Source organism: Micromonospora peucetia, from assembly GCF_900091625.1.
Taxonomy (GTDB): domain Bacteria; phylum Actinomycetota; class Actinomycetes; order Mycobacteriales; family Micromonosporaceae; genus Micromonospora; species Micromonospora peucetia.
Map to the genome: position 1 here is coordinate 3,323,430 of NZ_FMIC01000002.1, position 14,986 is coordinate 3,338,415.

General features: G+C 74.1%; 11 protein-coding genes. 8 read left to right on the plus strand and 3 right to left on the minus strand.

The window, feature by feature from the left end:
- The first annotated feature begins 90 nt into the window (after positions 1-90).
- From GA0070608_RS15570 to GA0070608_RS15580, 3 genes are all read left to right on the plus strand, one after another.
- Positions 91-1,128 (plus strand): lactonase family protein, encoded by a 1,038-nt coding sequence (locus tag GA0070608_RS15570; RefSeq protein ID WP_091628606.1) that lies wholly within the window; start codon positions 91-93, stop codon positions 1,126-1,128.
- A 142-nt stretch (positions 1,129-1,270) separates the two neighbouring features.
- On the plus strand, positions 1,271-3,031 hold the full coding sequence (locus GA0070608_RS15575; RefSeq protein ID WP_091635177.1) for a substrate-binding domain-containing protein: 1,761 nt from the start codon (positions 1,271-1,273) through the stop codon (positions 3,029-3,031).
- 211 nt (positions 3,032-3,242) lie between these two features.
- A complete protein-coding gene (locus GA0070608_RS15580) occupies positions 3,243-4,724 on the plus strand; it encodes a sugar transferase (RefSeq protein ID WP_091628608.1) in 1,482 nt (493 codons plus the stop codon).
- Positions 4,725-4,736: 12 nt separating this feature from the next.
- Here the strand turns inward: GA0070608_RS15580 and GA0070608_RS15585 are convergent, their stop codons facing one another.
- A complete protein-coding gene (locus GA0070608_RS15585; protein WP_091635180.1) occupies positions 4,737-5,858 on the minus strand; it encodes a PP2C family protein-serine/threonine phosphatase in 1,122 nt (373 codons plus the stop codon).
- A gap of 96 nt (positions 5,859-5,954) precedes the next feature.
- Between GA0070608_RS15585 and GA0070608_RS15590 the strand changes: the two genes are divergently transcribed.
- Positions 5,955-6,488 carry a MarR family winged helix-turn-helix transcriptional regulator gene (locus GA0070608_RS15590; protein WP_091628610.1) on the plus strand — a complete coding sequence of 178 codons (534 nt, stop codon included), beginning with the start codon at positions 5,955-5,957 and terminating at the stop codon, positions 6,486-6,488.
- Between the two features lie 85 nt (positions 6,489-6,573).
- Here the strand turns inward: GA0070608_RS15590 and GA0070608_RS15595 are convergent, their stop codons facing one another.
- Positions 6,574-7,812: an ROK family protein gene (locus GA0070608_RS15595; RefSeq protein WP_245715800.1), complete on the minus strand. Its 1,239-nt coding sequence runs from the start codon at positions 7,810-7,812 to the stop codon at positions 6,574-6,576.
- Between the two features lie 76 nt (positions 7,813-7,888).
- On the opposite strand from GA0070608_RS15595, the gene xylA reads away from it, so the two are divergent.
- The 4 genes from xylA to GA0070608_RS15615 all read left to right on the plus strand — a co-directional run bounded on the left by xylA (position 7,889) and on the right by GA0070608_RS15615 (position 13,228).
- A complete protein-coding gene (gene xylA / locus GA0070608_RS15600) occupies positions 7,889-9,076 on the plus strand; it encodes a xylose isomerase (protein WP_091628613.1) in 1,188 nt (395 codons plus the stop codon).
- 11 nt (positions 9,077-9,087) lie between these two features.
- On the plus strand, positions 9,088-10,554 hold the full coding sequence (xylB, locus tag GA0070608_RS15605; RefSeq protein ID WP_091628615.1) for a xylulokinase: 1,467 nt from the start codon (positions 9,088-9,090) through the stop codon (positions 10,552-10,554).
- Between the two features lie 40 nt (positions 10,555-10,594).
- A complete protein-coding gene (locus GA0070608_RS15610) occupies positions 10,595-11,695 on the plus strand; it encodes a DUF5925 domain-containing protein (RefSeq protein ID WP_218107515.1) in 1,101 nt (366 codons plus the stop codon).
- Between the two features lie 108 nt (positions 11,696-11,803).
- Positions 11,804-13,228: an MFS transporter gene (locus tag GA0070608_RS15615; RefSeq protein ID WP_091628619.1), complete on the plus strand. Its 1,425-nt coding sequence runs from the start codon at positions 11,804-11,806 to the stop codon at positions 13,226-13,228.
- 65 nt (positions 13,229-13,293) lie between these two features.
- Here the strand turns inward: GA0070608_RS15615 and GA0070608_RS15620 are convergent, their stop codons facing one another.
- Complete coding sequence (locus GA0070608_RS15620) at positions 13,294-14,970, minus strand: glycoside hydrolase family 13 protein (protein ID WP_091628621.1); 1,677 nt, start codon at positions 14,968-14,970, stop codon at positions 13,294-13,296.
- Between the last annotated feature and the right edge of the window lie 16 nt (positions 14,971-14,986).

The following is a 14,986-nucleotide window of genomic DNA, read 5'->3' on the forward strand; positions in this document are numbered from 1 at the left end:
CCGCGATTCGGCGCGGTTTTTCGGGCTAAGCGGCCGGCCCAGCGGGAAGGCTGGTGGGATCGGCGGAGGAATCGGCGGAGGGCGGACCCGGTGACAGGTCAGGGCGAGATCGTCCACATCGGCGGCTACACGGCACACAGCGGGGGCCGGGGCACCGGCATCGTCGCGGCGCGGCGGGACCCGGGCTCCGGTGAGCTGACCCCGCTCGGCACCGTCGCGGTCACCCCCTCGCCCTCCTTCCTCACCCGGCATCCACGGCTGCCAGTGCTGTACGCGGTGAACGAGCTGCCCGACGGACAGGTCAGCGCGTTCGCCGTCGACGCCGACGGCGGCCTCACCTCGCTCGGCACCCGGCCCACCGGCGGCGCGGAGCCCTGCCACCTGGCGGTCGCCGGGGGCGGCGGCCACCTCGTCGTCGCCAACTACGGCGGCGGCAGCGTGACGGTGTTCCCGCTCGACCCCGACGGGGTGCCCGGCGAGCGCAGCGACCTGGTGGAGCACGAGGGGCACGGGCCGGACCCGGAGCGCCAGGACCGCGGGCACGCCCACATGGTGAGTCCCGACCCGGGCCGGGGCCCGCTGCTCGCGGTCGACCTGGGCACCGACTCGATCTACCGCTACGACCTGGACGGCGCCTCCGGTCGGCTGGTGCCCCGGGCACCCCGGGTGCGGACGACCCCCGGCGCCGGTCCCCGGCACCTGGCCCGGCATCCCGACGGGCGGCGCTGCTGGGTGGCGGGGGAGCTGGACGGCTCGGTCACCGCCTACGAGCTGACCGGCGACGGTGCGTTGCACCAGCGGGGCCGCGTCGAGGCCAGCGACCGGACCGGGCACGTCCAGCCCTCGGAGATCGCGGTCGGCCCGGACGGGCGCTTCCTCTACGTCGCCAACCGGGGGGTGGGCACGGTCGCGGTCTTCGCCGTCACCGGCGGTCTGCCGGAGCTGGTCGCCGAGGTGGACACGGGCGGGGAGTGGCCGCGGCACTTCGCCCTGGCCGGGGAGCACCTCTACGTCGCCGACGAACGGGCCGACATGATCCGGGTCTTCCGGGTGGACGCGACCACCGGCGTCCCGGCTCCGGTCGGGGAGCCCGTGGCGGTGTCGAGTCCCACCTGTGTGCTGCCCTGACCAGCAGTCATGCACACGGCATCAACACGGCGGGGCGATGTCGTCACTCAGTGTCGTAATGTGACGATCAACTATTTCTGCTGCGTAACTTTCGTCCGAACGGCCGTGGCAGTCGTCCCGACGGGTACGCAAGATGGTCAGCGTGTCAGCAGGCCGCCATCGCATGCGTAGGAGTATTCACGCAGCCACCGCCGCCGCTGCCGTGGGCGTCCTCGCCGTCACGGCCGGCGGCTGGTTCGGCTACCAGCAGCTGGCACAACCAGACTGCTCGGGGCGGGTCGAGCTCTCCGTCGCGGTCGCCGGTGAACTCGCCCCGGCCATCGACGCCGCCGCGGCCGAGTGGGTGAAGGGCGGCGCCGCGGTGGGCGGCACCTGCATCGCGGTGAACGTCTCGGCGTCCGATCCGGTGGACGTGGCCGCCACGGTCGCCGCCAAACACGGCGCCACCCTGGCCGGCGTGGGGCAGGCCAGCGGCACATCGGTCAGCCCGGACGTCTGGGTGCCCGACTCCTCCATGTGGCTGCTGCGGCTCAAGACCGGCGGCGCCACCGCGTTCGAGCCGGGCAACGGGGCGTCCGTCGCGCGCAGCCCGGTGGTCGTGGCGATGCCGGAGCCGATCGCCACCCGGCTGGGCTGGCCGCAGAAGAAGTTCAGCTGGACCGAGCTCCTCCAGCAGGTGCAGAGCGACAAGCCGCTGCGCACCGGGATCGTCGAGCCGACCCGCGACGCCGCCGGCCTGTCCGGCCTGCTCTCGCTGACCGCCGCCGCCAGCGCCACCGGCGGCCCCGACGCCGAGAAGGAGAAGGTCGCCGCGCTGCGGGCGCTGGCCACCGACCGTTCGGCGCTGCGGCCGGACCTGCTCGCCAGGTTCCCCACCGCCTCGGATCCCACGACGATCGCGAGCAGCCTGGGTGCGGCGGCGCTCTCGGAAGAGGACGTGATCCAGTACAACAGCAAGAAGCCGCCGGTGCCGCTGGCCGCGCTCTACCTGGAGCCGGCGCCCGCACCGCTGGACTACCCGTACGCGGTGCTGCCCGGCATCGAGCCGGCCAAGGCGTCGGCGGCGCGGGTGCTCTACGAGGTGCTCACCACCGACGGCTTCCGCGACCGGCTGGCGAGTCACTCGCTGCGGGCCCCGAACGGTGACTGGGGCGCGGGCTTCGACGCGCCGCAGGGCGCGCCCAGCCCGGCCGGCGGCGTGCCGGCACCGCCGGCCAACGGCGGCGGTTCGGCTCCTGCCGGGCTCGACCCGCAGTCCATGGACCGTGCGGTGTCCAGCTGGTCGATCGCCACCCAGTCCGGTCGGATGCTCGCCGTCATCGACGTCTCCGGCTCGATGAAGGAGAAGGTGGCCAACGCCGGCAACGCGACCCGGCAGCAGGTCACCGTCGAGGCGGCCCGGCGCGGGCTGAACCTCTTCGACGACTCCTGGTCGATCGGGCTGTGGACGTTCTCCACCGAGTTGGTGGGCTCCCGCGACCACCGGGAACTGGTCGCCATCGGGCCGCTGTCCCGCCAGCGTGGCAGGCTGGAGCAGGCGCTGGGCTCGATCCGCTCCTCGAGCGGCAGCACCGGCCTCTACGACACCGTGTTGGCGGCGTACCAGCAGGTGCAGGACAACTGGGAGCCCGGCCGGGTCAACTCGATCGTGCTGTTCACTGACGGCAAGAACGAGGACAGGAACGGCATCACGCAGCAGAAACTGCTGGGCGAGCTTGACAAGATCAAGGACCCGGAGCGGCCGGTGCAGGTCGTGATCATCGGTATCGGCGGTGACGTGAGCAAGGCCGAGCTGAAGTCGATCACCGACGTCACCGGCGGCGGCGCCTTCGTCACCGAGGATCCGACCAAGATCGGCGACATCTTCCTGAATGCGATAGCACTGCGCAAGGCCCCGGCCTGAGCTGCTACACAGCGCAAGGCGGGCCCGTCGCAACGGAATCCGGTGCTGTGGGCCCTGTACCGGGGAAGGGTTCCTCGGGAAAAGTGACGGTAATGCGTCCGAAGCAATCAGCGACCAGGGTTGTCGGGGCAGGATGTCGTAGTGCCCCTACGGCCGGCCCTCGACCCAGGCCCGGTGGACGGGCCGTCGGCGACCGAAGTGGGGAGGGCCGGTGACCTCAGCGACGCTGTTGACGCCCGCCAGAACGTCGTCGAGACCGGACGAGACACGGCCGGGGCCGGCCCGCACCCGAGAGCGTGCCTACGTCCGCTCACTGGTGGTGCTGGACACCACCGTCCTGACCGTCGCGGTGCTCGTCGGGTACGTCGCCCGGTTCGGCGACGACGCCCCCGGCGGCTCGAAGATCCCGTACATTCTGGTCGCCCCGGGGCTGGTCCTCGCCTGGCTGGTCTCGCTGCGGGTGCTGCGCTGCTACGACGACCGCGTCCTCGGCTACGGCGCCGACGAGTACCGGCGGGTCAGCACCGCCAGCCTGCGCCTCGCCGGCGGCATCGCGATCGCCGGCTACATCGCCGACGTCGGCGTCTCCCGGGGATTCCTCGGCATCTCGTTCGCCGTCGGCATGCTCGGCCTGGAGGTGGCCCGGTTCGCCGCCCGCAAGCGGCTGCACCGGGCGCGGTCCGAGGGCACCGGCTGGTCGCGCAAGGTGCTGGTGGTCGGCGACACCGCGCACGTGCTGGAGCTGGTGCACACCCTGCGCCGCGAGCCGTACGCGGGCTACCAGGTGGTCGGCGCCTGCATCCCGGACGCGCTGCTCGCCCCGGTCGCGCAGCGGCTGGGCGACGTGCCGGTGGTCGGCTCGTTCCGGGGCATCCCCGAGGCGGCCACCGCCATCGGCGCGGACACCGTCGCGGTGACCGCCTCCGGCGAGTTGACCGCCACCCGGCTACGCCGCCTGGGCTGGCAGTTGGAGGGCACCGGCATCGACCTGGTGGTGGCCCCGGCGCTGACCGACGTCGCCGGCCCGCGCATCCACACCCGGCCGGTCGCCGGCCTGCCACTGATCCACGTCGAGGCACCGGAGTTCCGCGGGGCCCGCAAGCTGGTCAAGGGCTTCGTCGACCGGGCCGCCTCCTCGGTGGCCCTGACGCTGCTACTGCCGCTGCTGGCCGTCATCGCGCTCGCCATCAAGATCGACAGCAGGGGGCCGGTGCTGTTCCGGCAGACCCGGGTAGGGCAGGGCGGGCGGGAGTTCGGCGTCTACAAGTTCCGCACCATGGTCGTCAACGCCGACGCCCTGCTGGCCGAGCTGGCCGCCCGCAACGAGACCGACGGCCTGATGTTCAAGATGCGCCACGACCCACGCGTGACCCGGGTCGGGCGGCTGCTGCGCAAGTGGTCGCTGGACGAGCTGCCGCAGCTGGTCAACGTCCTGCTCGGGGACATGAGCCTGGTCGGTCCCCGTCCGCCGCTGCCCTCCGAGGTGGCCCGCTACGACGGGGACGTGGCCCGCCGGCTGTTGGTCAAGCCCGGCATGACCGGGCTCTGGCAGGTCAGCGGCCGGTCCGACCTGAGCTGGGAGGACGGCATCCGGCTCGACCTCTACTACGTGGAGAACTGGTCGCTCGCGGCCGACCTGACGATCCTCTGGAAGACCTTCGGCGCGGTGGTCAACAGCCGCGGGGCGTACTGAGCGGCCGGGCGCTCAGTCCTGCGGTCCCGTCCAGTCCAGGCACACCACCACCGCGTCGTCGACCAGGTCGCTGGCGACGAACGCGCGCAGGTCACCGATCAGCGAGCGGACGGCGTCCAGCGGCTCCATCGCCCGGGTCCGGCTCAGGAACCGGTCCAGCGCGGTCTCGCCGTACCGGACATCCTGCCCGACGGCGTCGACGACGCCGTCGCTGACCACGAAGAGCCGGTCGTTGCGGCACAGCTCGAAGTGCTGCTCCCGGTAGTCGGTGGCCTCGAACATGCCGAGCGGGAACTGCGCCTCCAGCGGCAGCTCCTGGATCTTCCCGTCGCGCAGCAGCACGAGGCGGGGCGACCCGGCGTCGACCACGGTGAGTTGCCCCGAGCGCAGGTCCAGGTGCATCAGCAGCGCCGCCAGGTGCTGGCCGCCCCGGTGCAGGTCGTAGACCGCCTGGTCGGCGAGGGCCGCCTGGTCGGCGAGGCCGAGCCCGGACCGGCGGGCGTTGCGCAGTGCGTGGGTGGCGAGCGAGGTGAGCATCGCGGCGGCCACCCCCTCGCCCGTGCCGTTGATGGTCGACAACCAGACCCGGGTGCCGTCGTCGGACCAGTCGAAGCTGTCACCGCGCACCGCGTACGCCGGTTCCAGCTGCCCGGCGAGGCTGAACGACGGACGGATCCGGCTGCGGCCGGGGAGCATCTCCCACTGCATCTCGGCGGCGAGGGTGAGCCGCCTGCTGCGGTGCGCGGACCGGTACACGTCCGTGCCGTAGGTGACCGCGCTGATCTCGTGGGCGAGCGCGGTGGCGATCTCCGTCAGTTCGTCGAGCGGGGCCGGCGCGGGGCTCACCACCAGCACGCCGCGGCGTTCGCCGCGCATGGACACCGGGAGGTATCCGGTGCCGTCGGCGAGGGTCGGGATCTGGTGGTCGAAGCAGCGCCAGGCGGGGTGCCCCGGCGCGGTGACGGGCTCGTCCCCGACGAGCGGCAGCAGCGCCGCGAGCCGGTAGTCGACCTGGAGCAGGTCCACCCGGGTCACGCCGTAGCCCGCGGCCAGGACGTCGGCGATCCGGTCCAGCAGGAGGTCGGCGGGCGCCTCGTGGAGGACACGCCGTGCCTGGTTGACCGGTTCGCTCATCATCGCTCCTTCGTCACGCGCCCAGACCAGCGGATCCGGAGTAGTCTCGGGCCCACCATGGCGCAAGTGCACGGTCCCCACGGACCAGAGACGAGTATGGCTGTCGAGCTCGACGCGGTGGCCGATGCCCTGCTGACCGTCTGGGAGGCGGCGCGGGAGCGGACGACCAGCCGGGTCTCCGGCGCGCAGTTACGCGCGATCATGTTGGTCGAGCAGCACGACGGGATCAACCTCCGCCGCCTGGCCACCGGGCTCGACATGCTGCTCTCCTCCGCCAGCCGGCTCTGTGACCGCCTGGTGGCGGCGGGCATGCTGGAACGCGAGCCCGGCCGGTTCGACCGGCGGGAGATCTCGCTGCACCTCACCCCGGAGGCCCGCCGGCTCCTCGCCGAGTTGCGCGACGACCGGCGCCAGCAGCTCGCGGCGATCCTCGCCGACATGACCCCGCAGGGGCGGCAGGACCTGCTGCGGGGCATGCGGGAGTTCGACGAGGCGGCGCGTCACCGCAACGCGTCCGTGCAGTCCGTCGAGGCGACCGGCCCCTGGCCGGGTGTGCCGCTGGAGCACCCGGTCGGGCTGCCGACGCAGGAGCGGCCGGCGACCGGGCCGAGGGTGGCCAGGACGGCCTGACCCCGGCGGAGGGGGCCACCCGGGCGAGGCGGAGTTCGGCCTCGGCGAACCGGGCGACGGCGAGCGTGCCCACCGGCCGGAGGGCTCAGCTCGGGCGGGCCAGCCAGCCGGCCGGGTGGGCGAGGATCCGGCGTACCACCGAGCCGGCCCCGCCGACGGCCGCGGCGGTGGCACCGAGCGTCGCCGGGCGGACGGTGACCGGTGACCAGGCCGCGGTGAGCACCCGCCGGGAGATCTCGGCGAGCACCGGCGGGCGCAGCCACGGCGCCAGCGGGGCATAGCCGCCGCCGAGCACCACGGTGTCCAGGTCCAGCAGGTTCACCACGCCGGCCACGGCGACGCCCAGGGCGGTCCCCGCCTCGGCCAGGGCCCGTCGCACGGCGGGGTCGCCGGCCTCGGCCAGTTCGGCCAGCCGGGTGGTCGCGGTGTCCGCCGGGAGGTCCGCGCCGGCCAGGCCGGCCGCCGCGAGGATCGCCTCCTGACCGGCGTACGTCTCCAGGCAGCCCCGGCCGCCGCACCGGCAGGTCGGACCGTCGGGCCGGACCGGGAGGTGACCGATCTCACCGCTCCAGCCGCGCGTGCCCCGGAACAGGGAGCCGTCGAGCACGATCCCGGCGCCGACGCCGACCTCGCCGGAGACGTGCAGGAAGCTGGCCCGGCCGGCCGGCCCGGCGTGCAGCTCGCCCAGCGCGGCGAGGTTGGCCTCGTTGTCGACCACCAGCGGCGGGACGCCGTCGACGTGCGTGGTCAGCGGCGTCCCCTCGGCGAGCAGCGCAGGGACGGGCACGTTGCGCCAGCCGAGGTTCGGTGCGAGGCGGACCAGGCCGGCGGCGTCGACCAGGCCGGGCACCGCGAGGGCCGCACCGGCCAGGGTGAGCCCTTCGCGGGCGACGTCGGCGCGGGCGCGGGCGGCCAGGTCGGCCAGCCGGGCGAGCGCCTCGGCGGGGGAGACGGGCCGCAGGTCGGCGCGGTGCACGGTGTGGTGGCGGACCCGGCCGGCGAGGTCGACCACGCAGGCGGCCAGGTAGTCGACGTTGACCTCCAGGCCGAGCCCGGCCGGGCCGTCCGTGGCGAGCACCAGGCCCCGGGACGGCCGTCCCGCGCCGGCCCGTGGCGTCGGCTCCGCCTCGGCGACCAGCCGGCCGGCGAGCAGGTCCTCCACCACGGCCGAGACGGTGGCCCGGGTGAGGCCGGTGTCGGCGGCCAGCTCGGCCCGGGAGGGCGGTCGGTCGGCGGCGGCGATCCGGTCGAGCAGCAGAGCGAGGTTCCACTCGCGCAGGCTGCCCTGCCGCACCGCCCCGGGCGGGGCGTCGGGTCGGGTCACCCCTTGACACTGCCACAGGTCGATCAAATAATTCAATCACTGAACAAATAGCGGACGACACCTCCGGAGGTCTGCCATGGCACCCCGTCCCGCTCCCGCCGACAAGTTCTCCTTCGGCCTCTGGACGGTGGGCTGGCAGGCCCGCGACCCGTTCGGCGACGCCACCCGGCCCGAGCTGGACCCGGTCGAGGCGGTGCACCGGCTCGCCGGGCTGGGGGCGTACGGGATCACGTTCCACGACGACGACCTGGTGCCCTTCGGCGCGGACGCCGCCACCCGCAACCGGCACGTGGCCCGCTTCCACAAGGCGCTCGACGAGACCGGCCTGGTGGTCCCGATGGTGACCACCAACCTCTTCACCCACCCCGTCTTCAAGGACGGCGGTTTCACCAGCAACGACCGCGACGTCCGGCGGTACGCGCTGCGCAAGGTGCTGCGCAACGTCGACCTCGCCGCGGAACTCGGTGCCCGCACCTTCGTCATGTGGGGCGGCCGGGAGGGCGCCGAGTACGACCTCGCCAAGGACGTCCGGGCCGCGCTGGACCGCTACCGGGAGGCCGTCGACCTGCTCTGTCAGTACGTCGTCGACTCCGGCTACGACCTGCGCTTCGCCATCGAGCCCAAGCCGAACGAGCCGCGCGGCGACATCCTGCTGCCCACCGTCGGGCACGCCCTGGCCTTCATCTCCACCCTGGCCCGCCCCGAACTGGTCGGGCTCAACCCGGAGGTGGGTCACGAGCAGATGGCCGGCCTGAACTTCGCCCACGGCATCGCCCAGGCGCTCTGGCAGGGCAAGCTGTTCCACATCGACCTCAACGGGCAGCGCGGCGTCAAGTACGACCAGGACCTCGTATTCGGCCACGGCGACCTGCTGAACGCGTTTGCCCTGGTCGACCTGCTGGAGCACGGCGGCCCCGGCGGCGGGCCCGCCTACGACGGTCCCCGGCACTTCGACTACAAGCCCTCGCGCACCGAGGACATGACCGGCGTCTGGGCGTCGGCGGAGGCGAACATGCGCACCTACCTCCTGCTCAGGGAACGGGCGGCGGCGTTCCGCGCGGACCCGGAGGTCGCCGAGGCACTGGCCGCGAGCCGGGTCGCCGAGCTGGGCTCGCCGACGCTGGCGCCGGGGGAGGGCCACGCCGAGCTGCTCGCCGACCGTTCCGCGTTCGAGGAGTTCGACGTCGACGGGGCCGCCGCGAAGGGCTTCGGTTTCGTCCGGCTCAACCAGCTCGCCGTCGAGCACCTGCTCGGCGCCCGCTGAGGCCGCCGCCGATGGCGATCGTCGCGGGGGTCGACTCCTCGACCCAGTCCTGCAAGGTCGTCGTCCGGGACGCGGAGACCGGCGCCCTGCTCCGGCAGGGCCGGGCGCCGCACCCGGACGGCACCGAGGTCGACCCGTCGGCGTGGTGGTCCGCGCTGGGTGCGGCGGTCGACGCCGCCGGCGGGCTGGCCGACGTGGCGGCGGTCTCCGTCGCCGGCCAGCAGCACGGCATGGTCTGCCTCGACGAGGCGGGCGGCGTGGTCCGGCCGGCGCTGCTGTGGAACGACACCCGCTCCGCCAGGGCCGCCGCCGAGCTGGTCGAGGAGGCCGGCGGCGGGGAGGCCGGCCGCCGGTTCTGGGCGGACGCGGTGGGTAGCGTGCCGGTGGCCAGCTTCACCGTCACCAAGCTGCGCTGGCTGGCCCGGCACGAGCCGGAGTACGCGGCCCGGGTGGTGGCGGTCTGCCTGCCGCACGACTGGCTGACCTGGCGGCTGGCCGGCGCGCCCGGCCTGGCGGCGCTGCGCACCGATCGGGGCGACGCCAGCGGCACCGGCTACTGGTCCCCGGCCACCGGCGGCTACCGGCCCGACCTGTTGCAGCGGGCGTTCGGCCGGCGGCCACACGTGCCGACCGTGCTCGGGCCGGCGGAGCCGGCCGGCGCGGTGCGTCCCGCCGCGTTTCCCGGTGTCACCACGCGCCGCCCGCTGCCCGACGGGGCGCTGCTCGGCCCCGGCACGGGGGACAACGCCGCCGCCGCGCTCGGCGTCGGCGCGGGCCCCGGCGACGTGATCGTCTCGATCGGCACCTCCGGCACCGTGTTCAGCGTCGCCGACGCCCCGAGCGCCGACCCGGTCGGCACGGTCGCCGGTTTCGCCGACGCCACCGGCCGCTTCCTGCCCCTGGTCTGCACGCTCAACGCGGCCCGGGTGCTCGACGCGACCGCGTCGATGCTCCGGGTCGACTCCGACGAGCTGGCCGGGCTGGCGCTCTCCGCACCGGCCGGCGCGGACGGGCTGGTCATGGTGCCCTATTTGGAGGGCGAACGGACGCCCGACCGGCCGTTGGCGTCCGGGGCCCTGCACGGGCTGACCCTGCGTACCTCGACGGCGGCCCACCTGGCGCGGGCCGCTGTCGAGGGGCTGCTCTGCGCCCTCGCCGACGGGCTCGACGCGCTCACCGCCCAGGGGGCCACGGCACGCCGGGTGATCCTGGTCGGCGGCGGTGCCCGCTCGGCAGCCGTACGCCGGATCGCGCCGCAGGTCCTCGGGGTGCCGGTGGTCGTCCCGCCGCCCGGCGAGTACGTCGCCGACGGCGCCGCGTGCCAGGCCGCCTGGGTCGCCCTCGGCGGCGCGGCGCCCCCCACCTGGTCGGTCCGCGGCACCGAGGAGTACGCCGCCGCCCCCGTCCCCGCCATCCGCGAGCGGTACGCCGCAGCCCGCGAGCACTTCCTCGACCGGGTCGATGCCGTGGCGGGGTAAAGGACTGTACGGGCGCGTCCCGGCTCGCGATCATCGACGGATGCGAACCACCCCCGCAGCAACGGACGAGGCGCCCGGAATCCCCTCGGTGCTCCAGTACGACGACGCGGACACCCCCTGCGACGTCATCGACGCGTTGGTCCTGGCGGACTTCGTCACCGGCCGGCATCCGTGGTCGCACACGGCCCGGCTCTCCCGGGTGCGCCCCGACGCGCCGCTGACCGCCCCCGACGGCCGGGTGCTGCGTACGGCGGTGGAGAACCGGCAACGGTCCCGACTGTTGGCCGGCAACGGCTGGACGGCCCGGGTGGTCACCTGGAAGGGGCGGGGCGCCGAGGTGACGGTCACGGCGGTGTCCGAGGAGGTCGGCCGGGCGGCCCTCGACCAGATCGTCGACGGCGCCGCCGAACCGGACGACCCGGGCGCCGGCCGGATCGGTTTCTGGCACCACAACCCTCGCCGGGGCAGTCAGCGGGACGTGCGTTCCATCGCCGCACCCGAGTGGGCGCAGATCCGGCCGAACTACGCGGCGTCGGCGCGCACCGCGCTCGACGGGCTGATGGCGATCACCCCGGAGCAACTCGCCGGCCGGCTGGTGCTGCTGCACGGGGCACCCGGGACGGGAAAGACCACCGCGCTGCGCGCCCTCGCCCGCCAGTGGCGCGACTGGTGCCAGGTCGACGCCGTGCTCGACCCCGACGTGCTCTTCGCGGACCCGGCGTACCTGTCCGAGGTGGCGGTCGGGGACGAGGACGGCGAGCAGGGGACCGGCCGCCGGTGGCGGCTGCTCATCCTGGAGGACTGCGACGAGCTGATCCGGGGCGAGGCGAAACAGGCTACCGGCCAGGCCCTGTCCCGGCTGCTCAACCTCACCGACGGGCTGCTCGGCCAGGGGCGGGACGTGCTCGTCGCGATCACCACGAACGAGGACCTGTCCCGCCTGCACCCGGCGGTGGTCCGCCCTGGGCGTTGCCTGGCCCGGATCGAGGTGGGCCCGCTGCCGTACGAGGAGGCGACCGGCTGGCTGGGGGCGTCGGCGGAGGTGCCGCCCCAGGGCGCCACCCTCGCCGAGCTGTATGCGCTGCGGGCGGGCACACCGGTCGCGCCCGCCGTCCCGCCCGCGATCGGCGGCTATCTCTGAGTGGCCCGGCGGTGGCCCGGCGGTGGCCCGGCGGTGGGCCCTGCCGCCCGCGTCGACGAACCGCGCGTCGTCACCCGCTCGTGACCTGATCCTGGTTGGCTGCCGCACATGACCTTGACCAGGGGCGGGCCGGCGCGGGCCCGGGGCGGGACGCCCGCGCACCGGTTCTACAGCGTCGTGGTCTTCGTGCTGCTCGCCTCGCTGGACAACGTGGCAATCGGTCTGGTGCCCCCGCTGTACGGGCCGATCTCCGACGCCTTCGACGTGCCGCAGCGGCTGCTCGGCCTGGTCACCGCCGCGAGCTTCCTGGCCAGCGCGGTGGCCGCGGTCGGCTGGGCGTACGTCGGTGATCGCACGAACCGTAAGCCGCTGCTGATGGTCGGCACCCTGATCTGGGCGCTCGGTACGGGCGGCAGCGCGATGGCGGTGAACTATCCCGCCTTCCTGGCCGCGCAGATCCTGGCGGCGGTCGGGTTGGGCGCGGTCGGGTCCGTCGGGTTCTCGGTCGTCACCGACCTGATCTCGCCCCGCCGCCGGGGGCTGGTGATGAGCTTCTGGGGGCTGTCCCAGGGCATCGGCACGCTGGCCGGCACGCTGGTCGGCGGGCTGCTCGGGGCCGCCGACTGGCGGCGACCGTTCCTGCTGCTGACCGTGGTCGGCCTCGCGGCGACCGCCGCCTACCTGTTCACCTACGACATCCGTCGCGGGCAGAGCGAGCCGGAGCTGGCCGCCGCGCTCGCCACCGGGGCCGAGTACGACTACCGGATCAGCCGGGCGGACCTGCCGAGGATTCTGGGTCGGCGGACGAACCGCTGGCTGATCCTCCAGGGCCTCACCGCCCAGGCGGCCTTCGGGTCGCTGGTCTGGCTGCCGGTGCTCTTCGCCGAGCGGGCCGAGGACCAGGGCTACTCGGCTGCCACCGCCGTGATCGTGGGCAGTGTCTTCGCCACCCTGTTCCAGCTCGGTGGGGTGCTCTCCATCGTGGGCGGGCTGGTCGGCGACGCGCTGCAACGGCGTACGCCCCGGGGCCGGGCGCTGGTCGCGGCGGTCGGCATCCTCGCGGCACTGCCGTTCTACCTGGTGCTCTTCTTCGTGCCGGTACGCATCGATGTGCCGGACGGCGCCGGCGCCGGGGCGGTGGTCCGGGCGGTGCTGGCCAGCGTGGTCACCGAGCCGACGGTCGGGCTGAGCCTGCTCACCGCCGTGGTGGCGCTGGCACTCACCTCGGCCAACTCGCCGAACTGGTTCGCCCTGATCGCCGACGTCAACCCGCCTGAGCACCGGGGCACCGTCTACAGCCTGGGCAACCTGGTCAACGGGGTCGGCCGGGCGGCCGGCAACGGGCTGGTCGGGGTGGCCTTCCACGGCCTGCGGGCGGCCTTCCCGCCACCGTTGAACTACGCCGTCGGGCTGGCGGCCTTCCAGCTCTTCTTCATCCCGACGGGCATCATGTACTGGCTGGCCTCGCGAACCTCGCCGGACGACATATCCAACGTCCACGAACTACTGCACAACCGCGCCGAGCGGCTGTGAGGAAGGGCCCCTCGTCGACGCCCGCCATGCGTCAACGAGGGGCCCTGCCTTACACAGCTACGGCGTCAGGCCGAGCGGATCCAGACCGTCACGTCGGTGGGGACGGCGCCGTCGGCGTCCAGGGGGGCGCTGGCATGCACCAGTTCGGCGCCGGTGGGCACCGGCACGGCGGCGTCGCCGAAGTTGGTCAGCACGGTCAGCGCGCCGTTGCGGAACGAGAGCACCTCGTCGCCGGAGGCGAGCCACTCCAGCGGGCCCTCGCCGAGGCGGTGCTCGCGGCGCAGCCGCAGCGCCGTCCGGTACAGCTCGTACGTCGAGCCGGGCGTGTCCCGCTGCCGGTCCAGGGCGTACTCCGCCCAGAGCGACGGCTGCGGCAGCCAGCTCGCGTCGGTCGGCCCGAAGCCGTACGACGGGGCGTCGGCCTCCCACGGGATCGGCACCCGGCAGCCGTCCCGACCCCGCTCGGTGTGTCCGCTACGCGCCCAGGTCGGGTCCTGCCGGGACTCGTCGGGCATCGTGGTGTGCTCCGGCAGACCCAGTTCCTCGCCCTGGTAGAGGTAGGCCGAGCCGGGCAGGGCGAGCATCAGCAGGGTGGCCGCCCGGGCCCGGCGCAGGCCGAGTGCGGCGTCCGGCTGCGGGTCGCCGATGCCGATGCCGTTGGGCCGCTTGCCGCCGATCGGCAGCCCCAACCGGGAGGCGTGCCGGACCACGTCGTGGTTGGACAGCACCCAGGTGGTCGGTGCGCCGACGGCGTCGGTGGCCTCCAGCGAGCGGGTGATCACGGCGTACTGGGCCGGCGCGGTCCAGGCGGCGAGCAGGTACTCGAAGTTGAACGCCTGGTGCATCTCGTCCGGGCGGACGTACCGGGCCAGCCGCTCGGCCGGCTCGACCCACGCCTCGGCGACCAGGATCCGCTCGCCCGGGTAGCCGTCCAGCACCCGCCGCCAGTCCCGGTAGATCTCGTGCACGCCCTCCTGGTCCCACATCGGCGGGCGCGGCTTGTCGATTTCCGGGCCGGAGAGGATCTCCTGCGGCTCCTGCCAGTCGGCCAGGTCGGTCTGCTTGATCAGGCCGTGTGCCACGTCAACGCGGTAGCCGTCGACGCCGCGGTCCAGCCAGAATCGCAGCACCTCCAGGAACTCCTCCCGCACCTGCGGGTTGTCCCAGTTGAGGTCGGGCTGGCCGGAGTCGAACAGGTGCAGGTACCACTGGCCGGGGTGGCCGTCGGTCTCGGTGACCCGGGTCCAGGCCGGCCCGCCGAAGACGCTCGTCCAGTCGTTCGGGGGCTGCGCGCCGTCGGGGCCCGACCCGTCGCGGAAGACGTAGCGGTCGCGCTCCGGGCTGCCCGGCGCGGCGGCGAGCGCCGCGGCGAACCACTGATGCGCCGACGACGTGTGGTTGGGCACCAGGTCCACGATGACCCGCAGCCCGCGCGAGTGCGCCTCGGTGATCAGCCGGTCGGCGTCGGCGAGCGTGCCGAAGAGCGGGTCCACGTCCCGGTAGTCCGCCACGTCGTACCCGGCGTCGGCCTGCGGCGACGGGTAGAACGGCGACAGCCAGAGTGCGTCCACGCCCAGTTCGACGAGGTGGTCCAGGCGGGCGGTGATGCCGGGGAGGTCACCGACCCCGTCGCCGTCGGAGTCGGCGAATGAGCGCGGGTAGACCTGGTAGATGGTGGCCCTGGTCCACCAGCCGGTGGCCGGGTCGGCGGGCGTGTCCTGGTGCGTCGGGTTGCTGTTCAGGGCCTTCTCCCGTGTG